The 16,599-nt window shown below is 61.4% G+C and carries 14 protein-coding genes; 11 read left to right on the forward strand and 3 right to left on the reverse strand.

Translation table 11 applies throughout. The features are described from left to right. Positions 1-43 precede the first annotated feature (43 nt). Positions 44-1,399 carry a glycosyltransferase 87 family protein gene (locus KTR60_RS01880; RefSeq protein ID WP_030535732.1) on the forward strand — a complete coding sequence of 452 codons (1,356 nt, stop codon included), beginning with the start codon at positions 44-46 and terminating at the stop codon, positions 1,397-1,399. An 18-nt stretch (positions 1,400-1,417) separates the two neighbouring features. Then, positions 1,418-1,999: an HhH-GPD-type base excision DNA repair protein gene (locus tag KTR60_RS01885; RefSeq protein WP_003943868.1), complete on the forward strand. Its 582-nt coding sequence runs from the start codon at positions 1,418-1,420 to the stop codon at positions 1,997-1,999. 7 nt (positions 2,000-2,006) lie between these two features. Here the strand turns inward: KTR60_RS01885 and KTR60_RS01890 are convergent, their stop codons facing one another. Then, positions 2,007-2,915, reverse strand: a complete 909-nt coding sequence (locus KTR60_RS01890; RefSeq protein WP_003943906.1) for a LysR family transcriptional regulator — start codon at positions 2,913-2,915, stop codon at positions 2,007-2,009. 101 nt (positions 2,916-3,016) lie between these two features. On the opposite strand from KTR60_RS01890, the gene KTR60_RS01895 reads away from it, so the two are divergent. After that, a complete protein-coding gene (locus KTR60_RS01895) occupies positions 3,017-4,063 on the forward strand; it encodes a YeiH family protein (protein WP_228401712.1) in 1,047 nt (348 codons plus the stop codon). On the opposite strand, the gene KTR60_RS01900 is transcribed toward KTR60_RS01895, so the two are convergent. Beyond that, positions 4,056-5,060 carry an AraC family transcriptional regulator gene (locus KTR60_RS01900; protein ID WP_007731570.1) on the reverse strand — a complete coding sequence of 335 codons (1,005 nt, stop codon included), beginning with the start codon at positions 5,058-5,060 and terminating at the stop codon, positions 4,056-4,058. The two genes, KTR60_RS01895 and KTR60_RS01900, sit on opposite strands and share 8 nt — an antisense overlap. Positions 5,061-5,260: 200 nt before the next feature. Here KTR60_RS01900 and KTR60_RS01905 point away from each other — a divergent pair, with 200 nt between their 5' ends. The 7 genes from KTR60_RS01905 (at position 5,261) to KTR60_RS01935 (ending at position 12,314) form a co-directional block, all read left to right on the forward strand. Then, positions 5,261-6,235 (forward strand): quinone oxidoreductase family protein, encoded by a 975-nt coding sequence (locus KTR60_RS01905; protein ID WP_228401714.1) that lies wholly within the window; start codon positions 5,261-5,263, stop codon positions 6,233-6,235. 30 nt (positions 6,236-6,265) lie between these two features. After that, the gene (locus KTR60_RS01910; RefSeq protein WP_007731564.1) at positions 6,266-7,165 is read left to right on the forward strand and encodes a TauD/TfdA dioxygenase family protein; all 900 of its coding nucleotides are present in this window, start codon (positions 6,266-6,268) and stop codon (positions 7,163-7,165) included. A 52-nt stretch (positions 7,166-7,217) separates the two neighbouring features. After that, entirely contained in the window at positions 7,218-8,270 is a 1,053-nt protein-coding gene (locus KTR60_RS01915; RefSeq protein WP_003943988.1) for a 3-keto-5-aminohexanoate cleavage protein, read from the forward strand. Between the two features lie 97 nt (positions 8,271-8,367). Beyond that, positions 8,368-9,729 carry an MFS transporter gene (locus tag KTR60_RS01920; protein ID WP_030535728.1) on the forward strand — a complete coding sequence of 454 codons (1,362 nt, stop codon included), beginning with the start codon at positions 8,368-8,370 and terminating at the stop codon, positions 9,727-9,729. Beyond that, positions 9,729-10,352: an RBBP9/YdeN family alpha/beta hydrolase gene (locus KTR60_RS01925; protein WP_065352836.1), complete on the forward strand. Its 624-nt coding sequence runs from the start codon at positions 9,729-9,731 to the stop codon at positions 10,350-10,352. Before KTR60_RS01920 ends, KTR60_RS01925 begins: the two co-directional genes overlap by 1 nt. Next, positions 10,345-11,934, forward strand: coding sequence for a long-chain-fatty-acid--CoA ligase (locus KTR60_RS01930; protein WP_065455099.1), 1,590 nt, complete (start codon positions 10,345-10,347; stop codon positions 11,932-11,934). Before KTR60_RS01925 ends, KTR60_RS01930 begins: the two co-directional genes overlap by 8 nt. An 8-nt stretch (positions 11,935-11,942) precedes the next feature. Then, the gene (locus tag KTR60_RS01935; RefSeq protein WP_020905896.1) at positions 11,943-12,314 is read left to right on the forward strand and encodes a carboxymuconolactone decarboxylase family protein; all 372 of its coding nucleotides are present in this window, start codon (positions 11,943-11,945) and stop codon (positions 12,312-12,314) included. Between the two features lie 6 nt (positions 12,315-12,320). Here the strand turns inward: KTR60_RS01935 and KTR60_RS01940 are convergent, their stop codons facing one another. Next, positions 12,321-13,634, reverse strand: coding sequence for an ammonium transporter (locus KTR60_RS01940; protein WP_003943791.1), 1,314 nt, complete (start codon positions 13,632-13,634; stop codon positions 12,321-12,323). 162 nt (positions 13,635-13,796) lie between these two features. Between KTR60_RS01940 and KTR60_RS01945 the strand changes: the two genes are divergently transcribed. Further along, positions 13,797-16,016, forward strand: coding sequence for a DNA polymerase III subunit gamma and tau (locus KTR60_RS01945; RefSeq protein ID WP_228401716.1), 2,220 nt, complete (start codon positions 13,797-13,799; stop codon positions 16,014-16,016). The last annotated feature ends 583 nt before the right edge of the window (positions 16,017-16,599 follow it).

The following is a 16,599-nucleotide window of genomic DNA, read 5'->3' on the forward strand; positions in this document are numbered from 1 at the left end:
GAGCATCAATTCCCGACATAGGGTGTAAATCCCGGAGGTTGTAGTGACGGGCGCGATCAACGCTTCGGATGGGCCTTCTTTCGAGGCGCACACCGCGAACTCGGAGTCGGTCGTCGAAGCTGACATACCGCGACGCACCCTCCGTGTCGGTGTTCTCGGATTCTCTGTACTCGGTGTTCTGGCAGTCGCGTCCGTGCTGATGGTTCTTTTCGCCGTGCCGATGAATACGCGGTACTGGGGCATCTTCGAAAATTTCCTCGATCTCGACGTCTACCGCCACGGCGGCAGCGTTGTGGTTCAGGGCCTTCCGTTGTACGACGGGCCAGTCCTGGAAGGGATGATGTTCACGTACACCCCGTTTGCGGCTTTGCTGTTCACGGTGTGGGCGGTGCTCTCGTTCAAACAGGCGATTGTCGTGTGGACGGGTTTGAACATCGCTGCGCTGTTCGCAGTGATCGTGTTGTGCTGGAAGTATCTCGGTTATCGGCTCGACGTGAAGGCGTACGCCGTCAGTGCGTTGGCCACCACGATCTTTCTGTTCATGGAACCGATACGTACGACGCTCTGGCTCGGGCAGATCAACATCTTCCTGCTGCTCTTGATCGTGTGGGACCTCGGTCGGGACGAGAAGAGTCGGCTCCGAGGAATCGGGGCAGGCATCGCCGCCGGCGTGAAGCTCACTCCGGCCTTCTTCTGGGCGTACCTTTTCATCACTCGTCAATGGCGTGCGTTGGTGACGGCCGTCGTGACGTTCGCTGCGACCGTTGCGATCGGCTTCGTCGTGATCTACAACGATGCGTACAAGTACTGGACCGGCACTCTTGTCGACAGCGAACGCGTCGGACCGACGGACGCTCCGAGCAACCAGTCCGTGTCCGGTCTGATCGCTCAGCTCACTCACACTCCGACGCCGTCGCGGGTCCTGGTCCTAGTCTTCAGTGCGCTAGCGGTATGCCTCGGACTCGGTGCCGCGTGGATTGCTCACCGCCACGGCCAGAAATTGCTCGGCCTCACCATGACGGGGTTGACTGCGACCACTGTCTCGCCGTTCTCGTGGGGCCATCACTGGGTGTGGTTCGTCCCGCTGGTCGTCCTCGCCGCGCACTACGCGATGGTGTCGAAGAAGCGCTGGGCGTGGGTGGCGCCGTTCGTTTTCCTGCTCCCGGTCTTGAACTGGTCTCACACCTGGTGGGACCCGTCGGTCATTCCGGGTACGGATCGCTTCATCGGAATGGGCCTGTTCATGTTCGTGCCGCCCGAGTATCTGCGGATTCCGACCGTCGGCGTCTACCTCTGGGTCTTCACGCTTGCCGCGGTCTCGACGTTGGTTCTGTTCGGCTGGAAGAAGTGGAAGATTCCGGCCCCGGATGCGTCGGCGCCGGTCACAACTGCCGTCTGACGTGGCAGTATCGGACTCATGGCACTTCAACTGAACCTTGTCGGTGACCCCGAAGCTGATGCCCTCCTGGCCGAGGACCCGTTGGCGTTGTTGATCGGAATGCTTCTCGATCAACAGGTTCCGATGGAAACGGCCTTCCTCGGTCCGAAGAAGCTGGCGGATCGGCTCAGCGGTATCGACGTCAGGCGTATCGCCGACATGGACACCGACGAGTTCATCGCCGTCTGCGCCGAGCCTCCGGCTGTGCACCGATTCCCCAAGTCGATGGGCGAGCGTATCCAGCTCATGTGCCAGTTCATCGTCGAGAACTACGACGGCGACACCGCGGCGATCTGGACTTCGGGAAATCCCGACGGCAAGGAAGTACTGAAGCGGCTCAAAGCCCTACCCGGTTACGGGGATCAGAAAGCCCGGATCTTCCTGGCGTTGCTCGGAAAACAGATCGGCGTCGAGCCGAAAGGTTGGCGCCAAGCGGCCGGCGACTACGGGCTCGAAGGTTCGAGGCGCTCGATTGCAGACGTGGTCGACGAACAGTCTTTGCTCGAGGTCCGCGAGTTCAAGAAGGCCGCAAAGGCAGCAGCGAAGGCCGACAAGAAGTAAGCCGCTTTCAGGACTTCCGGGACCCGCTGGCACGCACTACTTTCATCAGGTCGCCTGCGGGGCCCTCGAGCTGACGCGGCGGGCGCCACACTGCACGCAGGGATCGGTCGAGTTCCAAGCCTTCGACGGCTACCACCCGAAGTTCTCCCTGCTTCACCTGGTCCTCGACGGCCAGCGTGCTCAGTACCGCCGGGCCGACGCCACCGAGCACGCTGGTTCGAATCGCGGCCGAACTACCCAGTTCCAACAACGGTGCACCGCGCTCGTATTCGTGTAACGCCAGGTCGAGAGTCGTTCTGGTTCCCGATCCGGGCTCGCGCACCAGCAGCGGCGTCGCTGCCAGTTCGGCGACGGTCAGCGGCTTTCGTCGACGCGCCCATGGATGATCCGGATGAACGACCACGACCAGCGAGTCACGCGCGACGGTGACGCTGGACAGGCTCTTCGGAACGGTCGGTGACTCGACGAATCCGAGGTCGCACATTCCCACCTCGACAGCCTCGAGGACGCGGGTCGAGTTGTAGACCTGAAGGTGGACGGTGACACCAGGATGTAGTGACCGAAAGATACCGAGCCAGGCCGGAATCAGATGTTCGGCGACGGTCATGCTGGCACACACGGTCAATTCCGCGGATCGTTCGGTCCGCATCCCTTCGGCGACGTCGAGAAGCTGCCTCGAGTTGGCGAGGACGCGGCGCGCCCAGTGGACGATGACGGTCCCCTGCGGAGTCAAAGTCGCCCCCGTCGACCTTCGGTGTATGAGTGGCATCCCGAGCTGCCGCTCGAGGGCTTTGACGGCGCGGCTGGCATTCGGCTGCGCAATGTTTGCTGAACGGCTTGCCGCACTGAGACTTCCGTGATCATCGATGCCGATGAGTAGCTCGAGAGTGGTGAGGTCGGGCCACCGTCTGGTCATGCAAACAGGCTATACCGAACTTCACGTTCATATCGATTTGATATGCCGTAATGGTAGAAATCGCCCTACCGGAGCGATGGTGGCTCAAGGACGCTGGATGAGTGAACCGTGATGTGAAGTCCGTGGCCGAGAAACCCGCAGTCGCCCCTTCGTCAGAAGTACGACGGTGGTCCAGTGTGGCTGCATTGGTGCCCGGAGTTGCGTTGTGCGCCTTGGGGGCCACGGTCGCGCTGATAGCCGGTCAGTTCACCTCCGCCGTGAGTCCGTTGCTGATTGCGATCGTGGCGGGTGCGGTGTTGGCGAATGCCGTCTCTTTGCCGGCGAAATTCCAACCTGGCCTGGCATTCTCGGCGAAACGGCTACTTCGGGTGGGTATCGCTCTGCTCGGGCTGCAATTGATGTTCTCCGACATCGTCGGTTTGGGCTGGGGAGTGATCGCCGTTGTGGTTGCGATTGTGTTCCTCGGTATCGCCGGGACCATGTATGCCGGAAAACTTCTCGGATTGAGTTGGTCGCAGAGAATTCTGATTGCCTGCGGCTTCTCGATCTGTGGTGCTGCCGCCGTGGCTGCTGCGGACGGTGTGGTGAATGCGCGAGAGGAAGAGTTGCTCACCGCTGTTGCGTTGGTGGTGATCTTCGGAACTCTGATGATTCCGACAATCCCACTGTTGGCCAACGCTTTCGGTATGAACGAGGTCGGTGCAGGCATGTGGGCCGGTGGGTCGATCCACGAAGTGGCGCAAGTGGTGGCTGCCGGCAGCGCTCTCGGCGCCACCGCGTTGGGTGTCGCGACCGTGGTGAAACTTGCGCGCATGTTGATGTTGGCGCCGGTCATGGCGTTTCTGAGTATCCGGCAACGCAGGATGGTCGACAGCACTGCCGCCAAGCGTCCCCCGCTGATTCCGTTGTTCGTCGTGGCATTCATCGGCTGCATGGGCTTGCGCTCCACGGGCATCTTGCCGGATGAGCTTCTGGGGCTGGCGAAGACGGTGCAGACGGCGCTGTTGGCCGCCGCGATGTTCGCACTCGGGCTGGGGGTGCGGTTGAGCGTCATTCGTGGAGTTGGCGCCCGGCCATTCGTGCTGGCCGCGATTTCCACTGTGTGGGTGGCAACGATCGCCTACGTCGGAGTCGTGCTGGTCAGCTGATCGAGCGCTGAGTCCGCCATGCGCTCGGGCTCATCGAGAACTGAGTGCGAAACCAGCGCGAGAAACTACCCTGCGTCGAAAACCCGAGGTGCACAGCCACTTCGGTCAACGAATAGCGAGGGTTGGAGACAAATCGTTCCGCGAGGGAGCTTCGAACCGAATTGAGAACGGCCGTGAACGTATCTCCGGATTCGGCGAGATGACGGTGCAGTGTCCGCCGGTCGAATCCGAGACTGCGTGCCACCTGCTCGACAGAGCAGCGGCCGGTCGGAAGCAGAACTTCGATCAATTCCTTGGTGCGGCTGAGGGTATCGGAGGTTTCCGAGGCGGGAAGCGAGTCGAGGAACTGGCGAGCGTACGGCCGGAGTAACTCGTCGGAAAGTTGGTTAGCCGCATCCAGGTCGGCGGCGAAGAAAACGATACCGGTGAACTCGTGATCGAATTCCACCGTCTCGCCGAGGATTCGCCGATGCGTGCTCGTGTCTTTCGGGGCATTGTGCGTGAATCCCACGCTGACCGGTTGCCATCGAGAACCCAGGAAACTCCGCAGGATCTGCAGTGTCGCGCCGACTGCGAGTTCGACGCTCTGTCTGGTGTCGACCGGTTCGCCGACCTCGAGCGAGATTCGCAGGGTGGCGAGTCCGTTGACCTCGTTCAATCGAATGCGTAATGACTCGTTGTACGTGTGCTCGTATCGCATCAATACGTCGAGTGCGCTCCTGACGTCTGGTTCTTCCCTGATGACCAAGCTGAGGGGGCCGAGATTGGACAGTCGACGCAGGCCGGCGAGTAGAAGCCCGAAGTCTTCGTGTCCGGACTCCGCTGCCGATCGCTCCAGGAGCGATGCGATGGAGGCGGCCGGTACCCATTGGTCGGGGTTCGCCAGGCTTGCCGGGCTCAGGCCGACACTTCTCATGAGGGCAACAGCGTCCACGTCCACTGTTCGGCACAGGTCGACGTATCGGTTCAGTGACGCGTAGCGGGCGAGTGGCTTCATAGTGCCCCCTTTACTCGATGTCCCGAAATGTTGTGTTGTGTGTCTCGTCAAGTTAAGCATGTGAGCCGGATCTCACATAGTTTTGTTCACATCAGTTCGGCACGACCACGAAGCCGAGCACCGACTTCTGGAAGTTGTTGCGTACGAATACAGCTCGACCGTAATCGAGTCGAGCCCGCCCACAGAATTGGAGAGCATTGATGGCAAACGCCATTCGGTTCCACGAGATCGGCACACCGTCCGTCATGAGTTGGGAAGAGATCGAGGTAGGACGACCGGGCGCCGGAGAGGTTCGGGTTCGTCATGAAGCGGTGGGGTTGAACTTCGCCGACACCTACTTTCGAAGTGGCCTCTATCCTGCGCAATTGCCTGCCGGGATGGGCGTCGAGGGCGCCGGTGTGGTCGAAGAGATCGGCGAGGGAGTAGTCGATTTTGCAGTGGGGGACCGTGTGACCTACACCGGCAGTCCGCTGGGTGCGTACGCCACCGAGCGGATCATGGCGTCGTCCGACCTGATCGCGCTACCCGACGGCATCGCCTTCGACACCGCGGCCGCCATGACCATGCGAGGACTGACTGCCGCCTACCTTCTACGTCGCATCTACCCATTGAAAGCGGGAGACACCGTGTTGCTACATGCTGCGGCGGGCGGGGTTGGACTGATCTTCACCCAGTGGGCAAAACTGTTGGGAATCAATGTGATCGGAACGGTGTCGAGCGACGAGAAGGCGAGCGTTGCCCGAGCTCACGGTTGCGATGAAGTCGTCATCTACACCCGCGAGGACGTCGTCGCGCGTGTCAAGGAGATCACCGGGGGCGTCGGCGTGCCGGTTGTCTACGACAGTATCGGGCATTCCACGTTCGACATCTCTCTCGATTGCCTTGCCAGGCGGGGGCTGCTGGTGTGCTTCGGAACGGCGTCCGGACCGACTCCGCCGATTCAGGCAATGCAGTTGGCAGTCAAGGGATCACTCTTCCTCACACGTCCGGCTCTCGCCGATTACATCGCGGATCCCGAAGAACGTGCCGAACTGGCGGGCGAACTGTTCTCACACGTCGAGTCCGGGCGAATCAAGATCGAGATCAACCAGCGGTACCCCCTCGAAGATGCGGTGCGTGCGCACCACGACATGGAGTCCGGTCGCAGTATCGGTTCCTCCGTCTTCTCCGTCTGAACCGAAACAGCACTTCCCAGAGGAATTGTCATGACCAACACCGCAACGCTCACAGAAAACCTTCCCTCGTCGAGGAATACGATCCGCGTCGAGAAATTGACCTGTTCGATCGGGGCAGAGTTGTCCGGGGTGGATCTCGGCGAGGTCGCGCGAGATGATGCACTCTTCGCCGAAATCAAGGCATTGTTGCTCGAACACAAGGTTCTGTTCTTTCGCGACCAGACCTTCTCCAAAGCCGAGCACGTAGAACTTGCCCAGCGATTCGGTGAACTCGAGGATCATCCGGCTCTGGGCAGCGACCCCGACCACCCGGGCCTGGTCCGCATCTACAAGGATCTGGACAGCCCGCCGGAGCATTTCGAGAATGCATATCACTGCGACGCCACCTGGCGCGTTAACCCGCCCATGGGATGTGTATTGCGTTGTGTGGAAACACCTCCTGTCGGCGGCGACACGATTTGGGTGAACATGGCACTCGCCTACGAGAATCTGCCGGCGCGGGTCAAGGAGCAGATCAAGGATCTGCGTGCCAGGCACAGTATCGAGTCGACCTTCGGCGCTCGGATGCCGATCGAACAGCGGCACCAGCTGAAGGAACGCTTTCCCGACGCCGAACATCCCGTGGTACGAACACATCCGGAGACCGGCGAGAAGATTCTCTTCGTCAATTCGTTCGCCACACACCTCGTGAACTATCACACGCCCGAGAACGTCCGCTATGGAATCGATTACGCCCCCGGCGCCGGGAATCTGCTCACTTACCTGGCGAGCCAGGCTCAGATTCCCGAGTACCAGGTTCGGTGGCGTTGGACCGAAAACAGCGTCGCGATCTGGGACAACCGTTCGACACAGCATTACGCGGTGCAGGACTACTGGCCCGCGGTTCGAAAGATGGAGCGCGCCGGAATCATCGGCGACGCACCGTTCTGATCTCTCTTCCCAGCCCCGAAGATAAATTCATTCACTCGATCGGAGTCACGCTATGCATTTCCACGACGATTCACTGTTCCCCGAAACCCAGGACAAGCTTGTCATCACCGTTGCTCCCTACGGACCGGAGTGGGAGCCGGACGATTTTGCAGAAGACCTCCCTCTGTCGATGGACGAGCACGTCCAGCAAGCCGTCGACTGTTTCAACGCCGGTGCCACAGTTCTCCACATCCACGTGCGTGAACTCGACGGCAAGGGCTCGAAGCGTCTGTCGAAGTTCAACGAGCTTCTCGGTCGCTTGCGTGAGGCCGTTCCCGAGATGATTCTGCAGGTCGGCGGGTCGATTTCGTTTGCCCCGGAGGGGGAAGGTGCCGATGCGAAGTGGTTGTCCGACGACGTGCGTCACATGCTGGCGGAATTGGAGCCGGCTCCCGATCAGGTGACGATCGCGATCAACACCAGCCAGATGAACATCATGGAACTGATGACCGACGACGACATCGCGGGTACGTCGATGCAGCGTCCGGAATTGGCCGATACGTATCGGGAAATGACTGTGCCCGCCGGTCCGGAGTGGGTGGCAGAGCACCTGCGCCGGTTGCAGGCCGCTGGAATCCAGCCGCATTTCCAGTTGTCCAGTATTCCGCAGCTCGAAACGGTGGAGCGGTTGATCCGACGCGGCATCTACACGGGTCCGGTCAACCTCACGTGGGTCGCAATCGGCGGCGGCTTCGACGGCCCCAACCCGTACAACATGATGAACTTCGTCCAGCGTGTTCCCGACGGTGCGTGCCTGACGCTGGAAACGCTGATGCGTAGCGTCCTGCCGGTGAACACGATGGCCATCGCGATGGGCTTGCACGCTCGTTGCGGCAACGAGGACACCATCTGGGGCCGCAAGGGCGAGAAGATGACGTCGGTGCAGCAGATCGAGCAGTTGGTGCGCATTGCAGGCGAATTGGGCCGCGAGGTGGCTACCGCGAAGGAAGCTCGGGACATCTACCGGATCGGCGAGACGTATGCCGACACCGACGAGACGTTGGCGAAGCTGGGTTACGCGCCCAACCGCCGTATCGGCCAGCTGGGATTCACGCAGCACGCCTGAGTTCACACCCTCTCGTACAACAGTTCCGGGGGTACGAACCGCGACGGTTCGTACCCCCGAATCCCCCCGTCTACCTCGAGTACTTCCTAGGAGAGTCATGGGACTGCAAGCTCCCGCCACGCCACGTGTGGACACCGCGCTCGGAATCGGCGGACGACGAAAGTTATACCCGTGGATCGTTTTCGCCCTGGCTTTCGGTCTTCTGCTCTCGGACTACATGTCGAGGCAGGTGCTCAGTGCAGTCTTCCCGATCCTGAAAGCGGACTGGGATCTCTCCGATTCGCACCTCGCCTCCCTGAGCAGCGTGGTGGCATTGATGGTCGGGCTGTTGACGTTCCCGTTGTCGCTGCTCGCGGACCGCTGGGGCCGCGTCAAGAGCTTGATCTTGATGGCGGTGTTGTGGAGTGTCGCGACGTTGCTGTGCGCAATCGCTCAGACCTACGAACAGATGTTGGGCGCCCGGTTCCTGGTCGGTGTCGGTGAAGCGGCGTACGGCAGCGTGGGTATCGCCGTGGTCCTCAGTGTGTTTGCGCCCCGCGTGCACGCAGCTCTTGCCGGTGCCTTCATGGCCGGTGGATCGTTCGGTTCGGTCATCGGTGTGGCAATCGGTGGGTTCATCGCAGTCCAGTTCAGTTGGCGGTGGTCTTTTGCCGCCATGGCGATCTTCGGTCTGATTCTGGTCGCGCTCTTCCGTGCCCTCGTCACCGAGAAGAAGCTCACCGCTTACGCCGTCGAGGCCGCGCCGGATGCCGCCGGGGAAGCGGTGAGACACGACGGTTTTCGTGCGCCGGTGTCCTCGCTGTTCACCAATCCCGCCGTGTTGTTCGCCTACATCGGTGGTGGTCTCCAGATGTTCACCGCCGCTGTACTTCTGGCGTGGTTGCCGAGCTTCTTCAATCGTTACTACGATTTGGCCCCGGACAAGGCCGGCGTCACGGCTTCCGTGTTCGTCCTCCTGGTCGGAAGCGGGATGGTGGTCTGCGGTTTCATCACAGATAGATTCAGCCGCGACGATTCGGCGCGAAAATGGACCACCGCCATTGTCTACTGCGCCATCTCGTTGGTGACGCTGAGCGTCGGGCTCCGGTTGGGCACGGGGACAGCACAACTCGTGTTGCTCGGTATCGGTGCATTCTTCTCCGCCGGTTCGTCGGGGCCGACGGCAGCGATGGTCGCGAACCTTACCCATCACTCGATTCGAGCGTCGGCCATGGGAACGCTCACCGTCGCCAACAACCTTCTCGGGCTGGCGCTCGGTCCCTTCGTTGTCGGCATCCTCGCCGATCACCTGGGTCTTCTCGGCGCTCTACAGCTTTCGCCCTTCGTCTATGTCGTCGCGGCCCTCGCGTTGGTAGCCGGCAAGCGTGCCTATCCCGCCGGGATGAGGCGGCTGGCGACGTTGCAGAATCGGCCCGAGATCCTCGGCGCCACTGAAGTAACAGACGTTCGGAGCTCATGATGAATGAATCAACTACGGTAGTAATGGTTCCCGGTCTGCGGGATCATGTCGAAGATCATTGGCAGACTCACCTCGCGCGCAGGCTCGACAACGTTCTGACGGTTCCTCCCCTCGAGACCGACAAGCTCAGCCGCGATGCGCGGGTTGCGGCATTGAACGAGGTGCTGACAAGTGTCTGCGGGCCGGTGGTCCTGGTCGGGCACAGCGCCGGAGTCATGACAGTTGCTCACTGGGCGAGGGCGAATCATCGAGAGGTTGCGGGCGCACTTCTGGTCACGCCGGCGGATCTCGAACTTCCGCTGCCCGAGTCTTATCCGTCTCTCGAAGATCTCGACCGACACGGGTGGCTACCGATACCGCGTCAGCGTCTGCCGTTTCCGAGCACGGTCGCGGCGAGTCGGAACGATCCGCTGGCCGGGTATCGCCGAGTTGTGGGTTTGGCTGAAGGATGGGGGAGTCGGTTGCTGGATCTGGGCGAGGTCGGACACCTCAATCCGGCGTCCGGATACGGGTATTGGCCGCGGGCGGAGTCATTGGTGCGGGAACTGCTCGAGTCGGTGTCGCGCGCTGCCTCGTCTCATGCCACGGATTCCGATGCGCAGGAGGAACACAGTCGTGCTTGATCTTGCTGCTCTGCTGGAAGACTCGGCCCGGCGGTACCCGGAACGGGATGCGCTGGTTCTCGGGGAAGCGAGGCTGACGTATGCGCAGTTCGACGCCTACGCGAATCGCATCGCCCATCTGCTCGTCTCGCGGGGTGTCGAGCCAGGTGACAAGGTGGCGTTGTCCTGCCCGAACGTTCTCGAGTTCCCGATCGTCTACTACGGCATTCTCAAGGCCGGCGGCGTCGTCGTTCCTCTGAACATTCTGCTCAAAGGGCGCGAAATCGCCTATCACCTGGCTGATTCGGAAGCAAAGCTGTACTTCTGTTTCGAGGGAAGTCCCGAATTGCCGATCGCTGAGTACGCCATCGCCGGGTTCGAGCAGAGCGAGACCTGTTCGGCCCTGATCGTGATCAGCGCCGAGTCGGGTGCACCGTCGTCGATCCTCGGAGTCGAGACTCTAGGCGAAGCACTGGCATCCGTGTCCGGCACGGAAACGCCTGCAGTCGCGGTTGTTCGTGAACCGACGGACACCGCGGTCATTCTCTACACCAGCGGCACGACCGGAAAGCCCAAGGGTGCCGAACTCACTCACTGCAACATGGTCTTGAATGCACTGTCGACCAACCGGTTGTTCGAGAGCGTTCCGTCCATGCATGAGCGTTATCTCCTGACTTTGCCGTTGTTCCACTCGTTCGGCCAGACAGTGACCATGAATGCGGGAATCTGCGTCGGTGCCACCTTGGTGTTGATGCCGCGCTTCGATGCGACCGCGGCACTCGAGATCATGGAACGCGAAAAGATCTCGGTCTTCGCGGGCGTCCCGACCATGTATTGGGGACTGCTCGGCGTGCTGGAGGAGGTAGTGAAATCCGGGGTGGATATCGAGACCGTTGCACAGAACATGCGGTGCGCGATCTCCGGTGGCGCAGCGCTTCCCGTGGAAATATTGACACAGTTCAGGGAACGCTTCGGTGTTCAGATCCTCGAAGGGTACGGGTTGTCCGAGACCTCTCCGCTGGCCTTGTTCAGTGACCCGGAGAGCGACCCCCGGCCCGGTTCGATCGGCGTGCCGATCTGGGGCGTCGAAGCGCGGCTTGTCGACGACTCTTGGCACACGATCGCCGGCCCCGATGAAGTGGGAGAGTTGGCCATTCGCGGGCACAACGTCATGAAGGGCTATTTCAACCGACCAGAGGCGACGGCGGAAGTCATGTGCGACGGATGGTTTCGCACCGGGGATTTGGCACGGGTCGATACCGACGGAAATTACTACATCGTCGATCGCGCGAAGGACATGATCGTGCGGGGCGGATTCAACGTCTACCCACGCGAAATCGAAGAGGTTCTGCTCACTCACCCAGCCGTCTCACTCGTCGCTGTCGTCGGGGTGCCGGACACGAGCCTCGGCGAAGAAGTTGTCGCCTACGTGATCCTAGAGCCGAGTGAAGAGATCTCCGAATCGGATCTCGTGGAATGGTCGCGGGAACAGATGGCCGCCTACAAATATCCGCGCCGCATCGAGTTCGTGCCGTCGCTGCCGATGACGGCAACCGGAAAGATTCTCAAACGTGAACTGAATCAAGCATTTTCGATGGTCTGAGGAGATCGATGACTGACGTTCGAGCAAGTGAAGCTTTTCCCGTGACCCAGGCCATGAAGGATTCGGGTGGCTGGAATCCGTTGTGGGACGGACTTTCGGAGCTGGATCCCGAGTGGACCGAGCTGTACATGAAGACAGCAATGCAGCCCTGGAACAGTGGGGTGCTGTCACCTCAGGTGATCCAGTTGCTGTGCATAGCCGTCGATGCGGCGAGCACACACATGTACGCACCCGGCGTACGACGCCATATTCGCGCCGCGCTCGACATGGGAGTGACCCCGAAGGAGATTCTCGAGGTGCTGAAACTGACCACCGTCGTCGGGATTCATTCCTGCAATGTCGGCGTTCCGATCCTGATGGAGGAAATAGCAAACCGGTGAGGGCGGTCAGTCCCGCTCGCGGTTCTCCCGTTCCTCCCGCTGACGCTGGAGGAACGGGCTCGGGTTCTGTCCGCCGATCGGACCGTGGCCGAGGACTCCGTGCTCGTAGGCCGACTCCGCGTGCAGGGCAACGTCGATTCCGCGGGCCTCGTCTTCACGCGAAATGCGGAAGCCGAAGGTCTTGTCGATGAGCTTTCCGAGACCGTAGGTCACACCGAAGGCATAGAGCGCGACCACGACGACGCCGACGAACTGCTTGCCCAACTGCGCGAATCCACCGCCGAAGAACAAACCTTCCGGACCGCCCGTCATCACGGCCGTCGCGAGGAGTCCGATCAGCAACGAGCCGACGATTCCACCGACGAGGTGCACGCCGACGACGTCGAGGGAGTCGTCGTAGCCGAGCTTGTGCTTCCATCCCACGGCGTACGAGCAGACGATGCCGGCGATCAGACCGATGACGAGCGCACCGAACATGTTCACCGTTCCGCACGACGGGGTGATCGCGACCAGACCGGCGACGACGCCCGAAGCTGCGCCGAACGTCGTGGGGTGTCCGTCACGATTCTGCTCGACGAACAGCCAGCCGAGTAGTCCGGTGCAACCGGCGACGAGTGTGTTGAGGAAGATCTGCGAGGCCATACCGTCGGCCGCAAGGGCCGAGCCGGCGTTGAATCCGAACCAACCGAACCAGAGCAGGCCTACGCCGAGCAGGACGAACGGCAGATTGTGCGGACGCATCGACTCGGCCTTGAAACCCATCCGCTGGCCGAGGACCAGTGCCAATGCCAGACCCGACGCTCCGGACACGATTTCGACCACGAGGCCACCGGCGTAGTCGAGTGCGCCCATCTGGGCGAGCCATCCCTGCGGATTCCACACCCAGTGAGCGACGGGGACATAGACGAGCAAGGACCAGATGGGGACGAAGATCATCCAGGCGGAGAACTTCGCGCGGTCGGCGATCGCACCACTGATGAGTGCTGCAGTAAGGATTGCGAACGTCAATTGAAAGGTTGCGAACAACACTTCCGGGACATTCCCGTGCACGGTCGACGGGTCGATGCCCGCCATGCCGATGTGCTCGAGTCCGCCGATGATGCCACCGTGATCGTCGCCGAACACGAGGCTGTAGCCCACGAACAACCACGCAACCGTGACGAGTGCGATCGAGACGAAACTCATCATGATCATGTTGAGTACGCCCGTCGAGCGGACCATGCCGCCGTAGAACAGTGCGAGTCCTGGCGTCATCAGAAGTACGAGTGCAGTACTGACGAGCAACCAGGCAGTTGCTCCGGCATCGATGGTGGCGGGCACAGTTTTCTCCTCACGCACGCGGACCAGCCCGCGTGCACGGAACCCACGATGAGTGCGTGCGGTTTCCTCCGCACTGCGATTGTGTTGCGAACATGTTTCGGGAGAAGTCGGCGTTGCACCCGCACCGGACCACCTGTCGTGGGTCGCCGGTAGTCTTTGCGCGTGGCCCTGTACCGGAAGTATCGACCCGCGTCCTTCGCCGAGGTGGTGGGGCAGGAGCATGTCACCGCACCGCTCAGCACGGCCCTCGACACCGGACGCATCAACCATGCCTACCTGTTTTCCGGCCCGCGCGGCTGCGGAAAGACGTCGTCGGCGCGAATCCTGGCGCGTTCGCTGAACTGTGAGCAGGGACCGACGTCGACGCCGTGCGACGTGTGCGACTCGTGCGTTTCGCTGGGCCCGGGCGGCACAGGCAACCTGGATGTGACGGAACTCGACGCCGCAAGTCACGGTGGCGTCGACGACACCCGAGAACTTCGAGACAAGGCGTTCCACGCACCCGCTGCTTCTCGCTACCGCGTCTTCATCATCGACGAGGCACACATGGTGACGGCGGCGGGTTTCAATGCGCTGCTCAAGATCGTCGAAGAGCCGCCGGAACACCTCATCTTCATCTTTGCGACGACGGAACCGGAAAAGGTTCTCCCGACCATCCGTTCGCGTACACACCATTACCCGTTCCGCCTGTTGGCGCCGTCGACCATGCGCGGACTCCTGGAAAAGATCTGCGCCCAGGAGGGCGTACCGGTCGAGCCTGCGGTGTATCCACTGGTCATCAAGGCCGGTGGCGGTTCCCCTCGTGACTCGTTGAGTGTCCTCGATCAGCTGCTCGCGGGCGCAGGAGAAGAAGGTGTCACGTATCCGCGCGCTCTCTCTCTTCTCGGAGTCACCGACGTCGCGCTCATCGACGAAGCAGTAGACGCCCTGTCTGCCAGTGACGGGGCCGCGTTGTTCGGCACTGTCGATCGCGTGATGGACGCCGGTCACGATCCACGCCGATTCGCGCTCGATCTTCTCGAGCGCCTGCGTGATCTCATCCTGATGCAGGCTGTTTCCGATGCCAGCGAACGAGGATTGGTCGACGCTCCGGAAGCGGAGCTGGTCACGATGCGTGAGCAGATTCAACGAGTCGGCCCGGCCACGCTCACCCGCTTCGCCGAGACTGTCCATGCCGGGCTCAGCGAAATGCGTGGTGCGACGGCGCCGCGGCTACTGCTCGAAGTGATGTGCGCGCGAATGCTGCTGCCGTCGGCCTCCGACACCGAGTCAGCTGTATTGCAGCGGCTGGAGCGCCTGGAACAAGGTATTCCGGCTGCCGGAGTCGCGGCTGCTCCTCGCGCGGCAGCAACGCCGGCACCCACCGTGCCGCCGCTCGAACCGGAGATTGCTTCCAAGTTCCAACGGCCCTCTCAACGCAAGGCCGAGCCTGAGGCACGGCCGGAACCAGCCGCGCCTGCTCCAGCTGCGGCGCCGCCGGTTGTGGAGGCTCCTGTCGTCGAACCTCCGGTAGCGGCAGTTCCCGTCGTCGAGACTCCCACTGTCGAGATCGTGGAACCGCCGGTTGCCGAAGCTCCGGTGGTTGAAGCTCCGGTTGCCGAAGCTCCAATAGCTGAAGCTCCTGTGGTTGAACCACCGGTTACTGCTCCTGTCGAGGCGGAAGAGCTGATCGGGCTTGCCGAGCCGGAACCCGACTACGAGCCCGAGCCCGAGCCCGAGTTCGACGAGCCGGCGGTTGCCGAAGCTGCGCCGGTCTCGGCAGGCCCCACAGTCGAGACTCTCCGTGAATCGTGGAACACCTTGCGCAACAAGGTCGGTGAACGAAACAAGGTTCTTCCGGCCATGCTGTCCGCTGCGACGGTTCACGACGTGCGTGGACATGTCGTTGTCATCGCTCACGGCTCACCGGTCCTGGGTGCTCGTGTGACGCAACCGCACAACGCGGCGGTCATTTGCGAGGTCCTTGCCGAAATGTTCGGTGGCACTTGGCAGGTCGAGTATCAAGAAGGTGCGCCTACAGCGCCGACAGTATCGAGCGCAACCAAGGCGACGGAAGCTCCGAGCCGCCCTGCCGCTGCGCCCCGCTTCTCTCGCCCCAGTCAGGAGCGCGCAGCGCAGCAGCCCAAGGCCCCGCAGCCCCAGCGCGGAGATTCGGACGACATTCCGCCGCCCGAGGCCCCCGACTATCCGGAAGACCCTGGACCGGCCCCTGCTCCTGAGGTCGACTACGAGGCAACTCCTCCGCCTGCAACGCCGGAGGACGAGGACGAGATGTTTGCGGAGGCGGCGGAGCCCGCTGATCCGACTGCCAGACGTGATCCCGAGGATGTTGCAAAGGAACTCCTCAAGGACGTCCTCGGAGCTCGCCGCCTCGAAAGCTGAGTTGCCGTCTCGGTCCGTGTGCGTGAAACAGCTGTCGGAATCCAGCTGCACCACTGTGTGATCGAATTGTTATAAGTGCCGTTCCCTTTGTGCGCGCGCGTCTCGAAAGCGCGCCGGCTCGGCCTCGCAAAGCTGAATTGTATGTGGCTGGTTTGCTGGCACATTCGTTCGCTCAGTTCCGGTGTAACGAAACGTCGATTCGGACGATGGTCGCCGGAGAATATCTGGAATTTCTCGTTGTCTGATGGGCATTCGAGTGCTGCTGTTAAATTTCGGTGTGTCACGAATGTTCAGATTGATAGTTGTCGGATGTTTGATTTGCGGGGATCGACCAATTTGGGACATTCGGCGAATTGGCCACATATTCGGCATTGCGGCATTTCGGTGCATATTCAACTGAATATTTGCCGATCGCGAGAAAATGGCGGCGGTGAAACCGGGATCCGGTACGGATGTTCAAGCAGGAGCATGACCGGTTGCGAAGCAAATAAGTAACTCCGAGTTACAGCTAACGCTCGATTGCTGTCAAATTGCTGAAACACGTTCATTGCGCCGAACAACCCTTGTTATTTGTTTATGCCTT

It is taken from the genome of Rhodococcus sp. C1 (assembly GCF_020809065.1).
In the GTDB taxonomy this organism is placed as follows: domain Bacteria; phylum Actinomycetota; class Actinomycetes; order Mycobacteriales; family Mycobacteriaceae; genus Rhodococcus_F; species Rhodococcus_F qingshengii.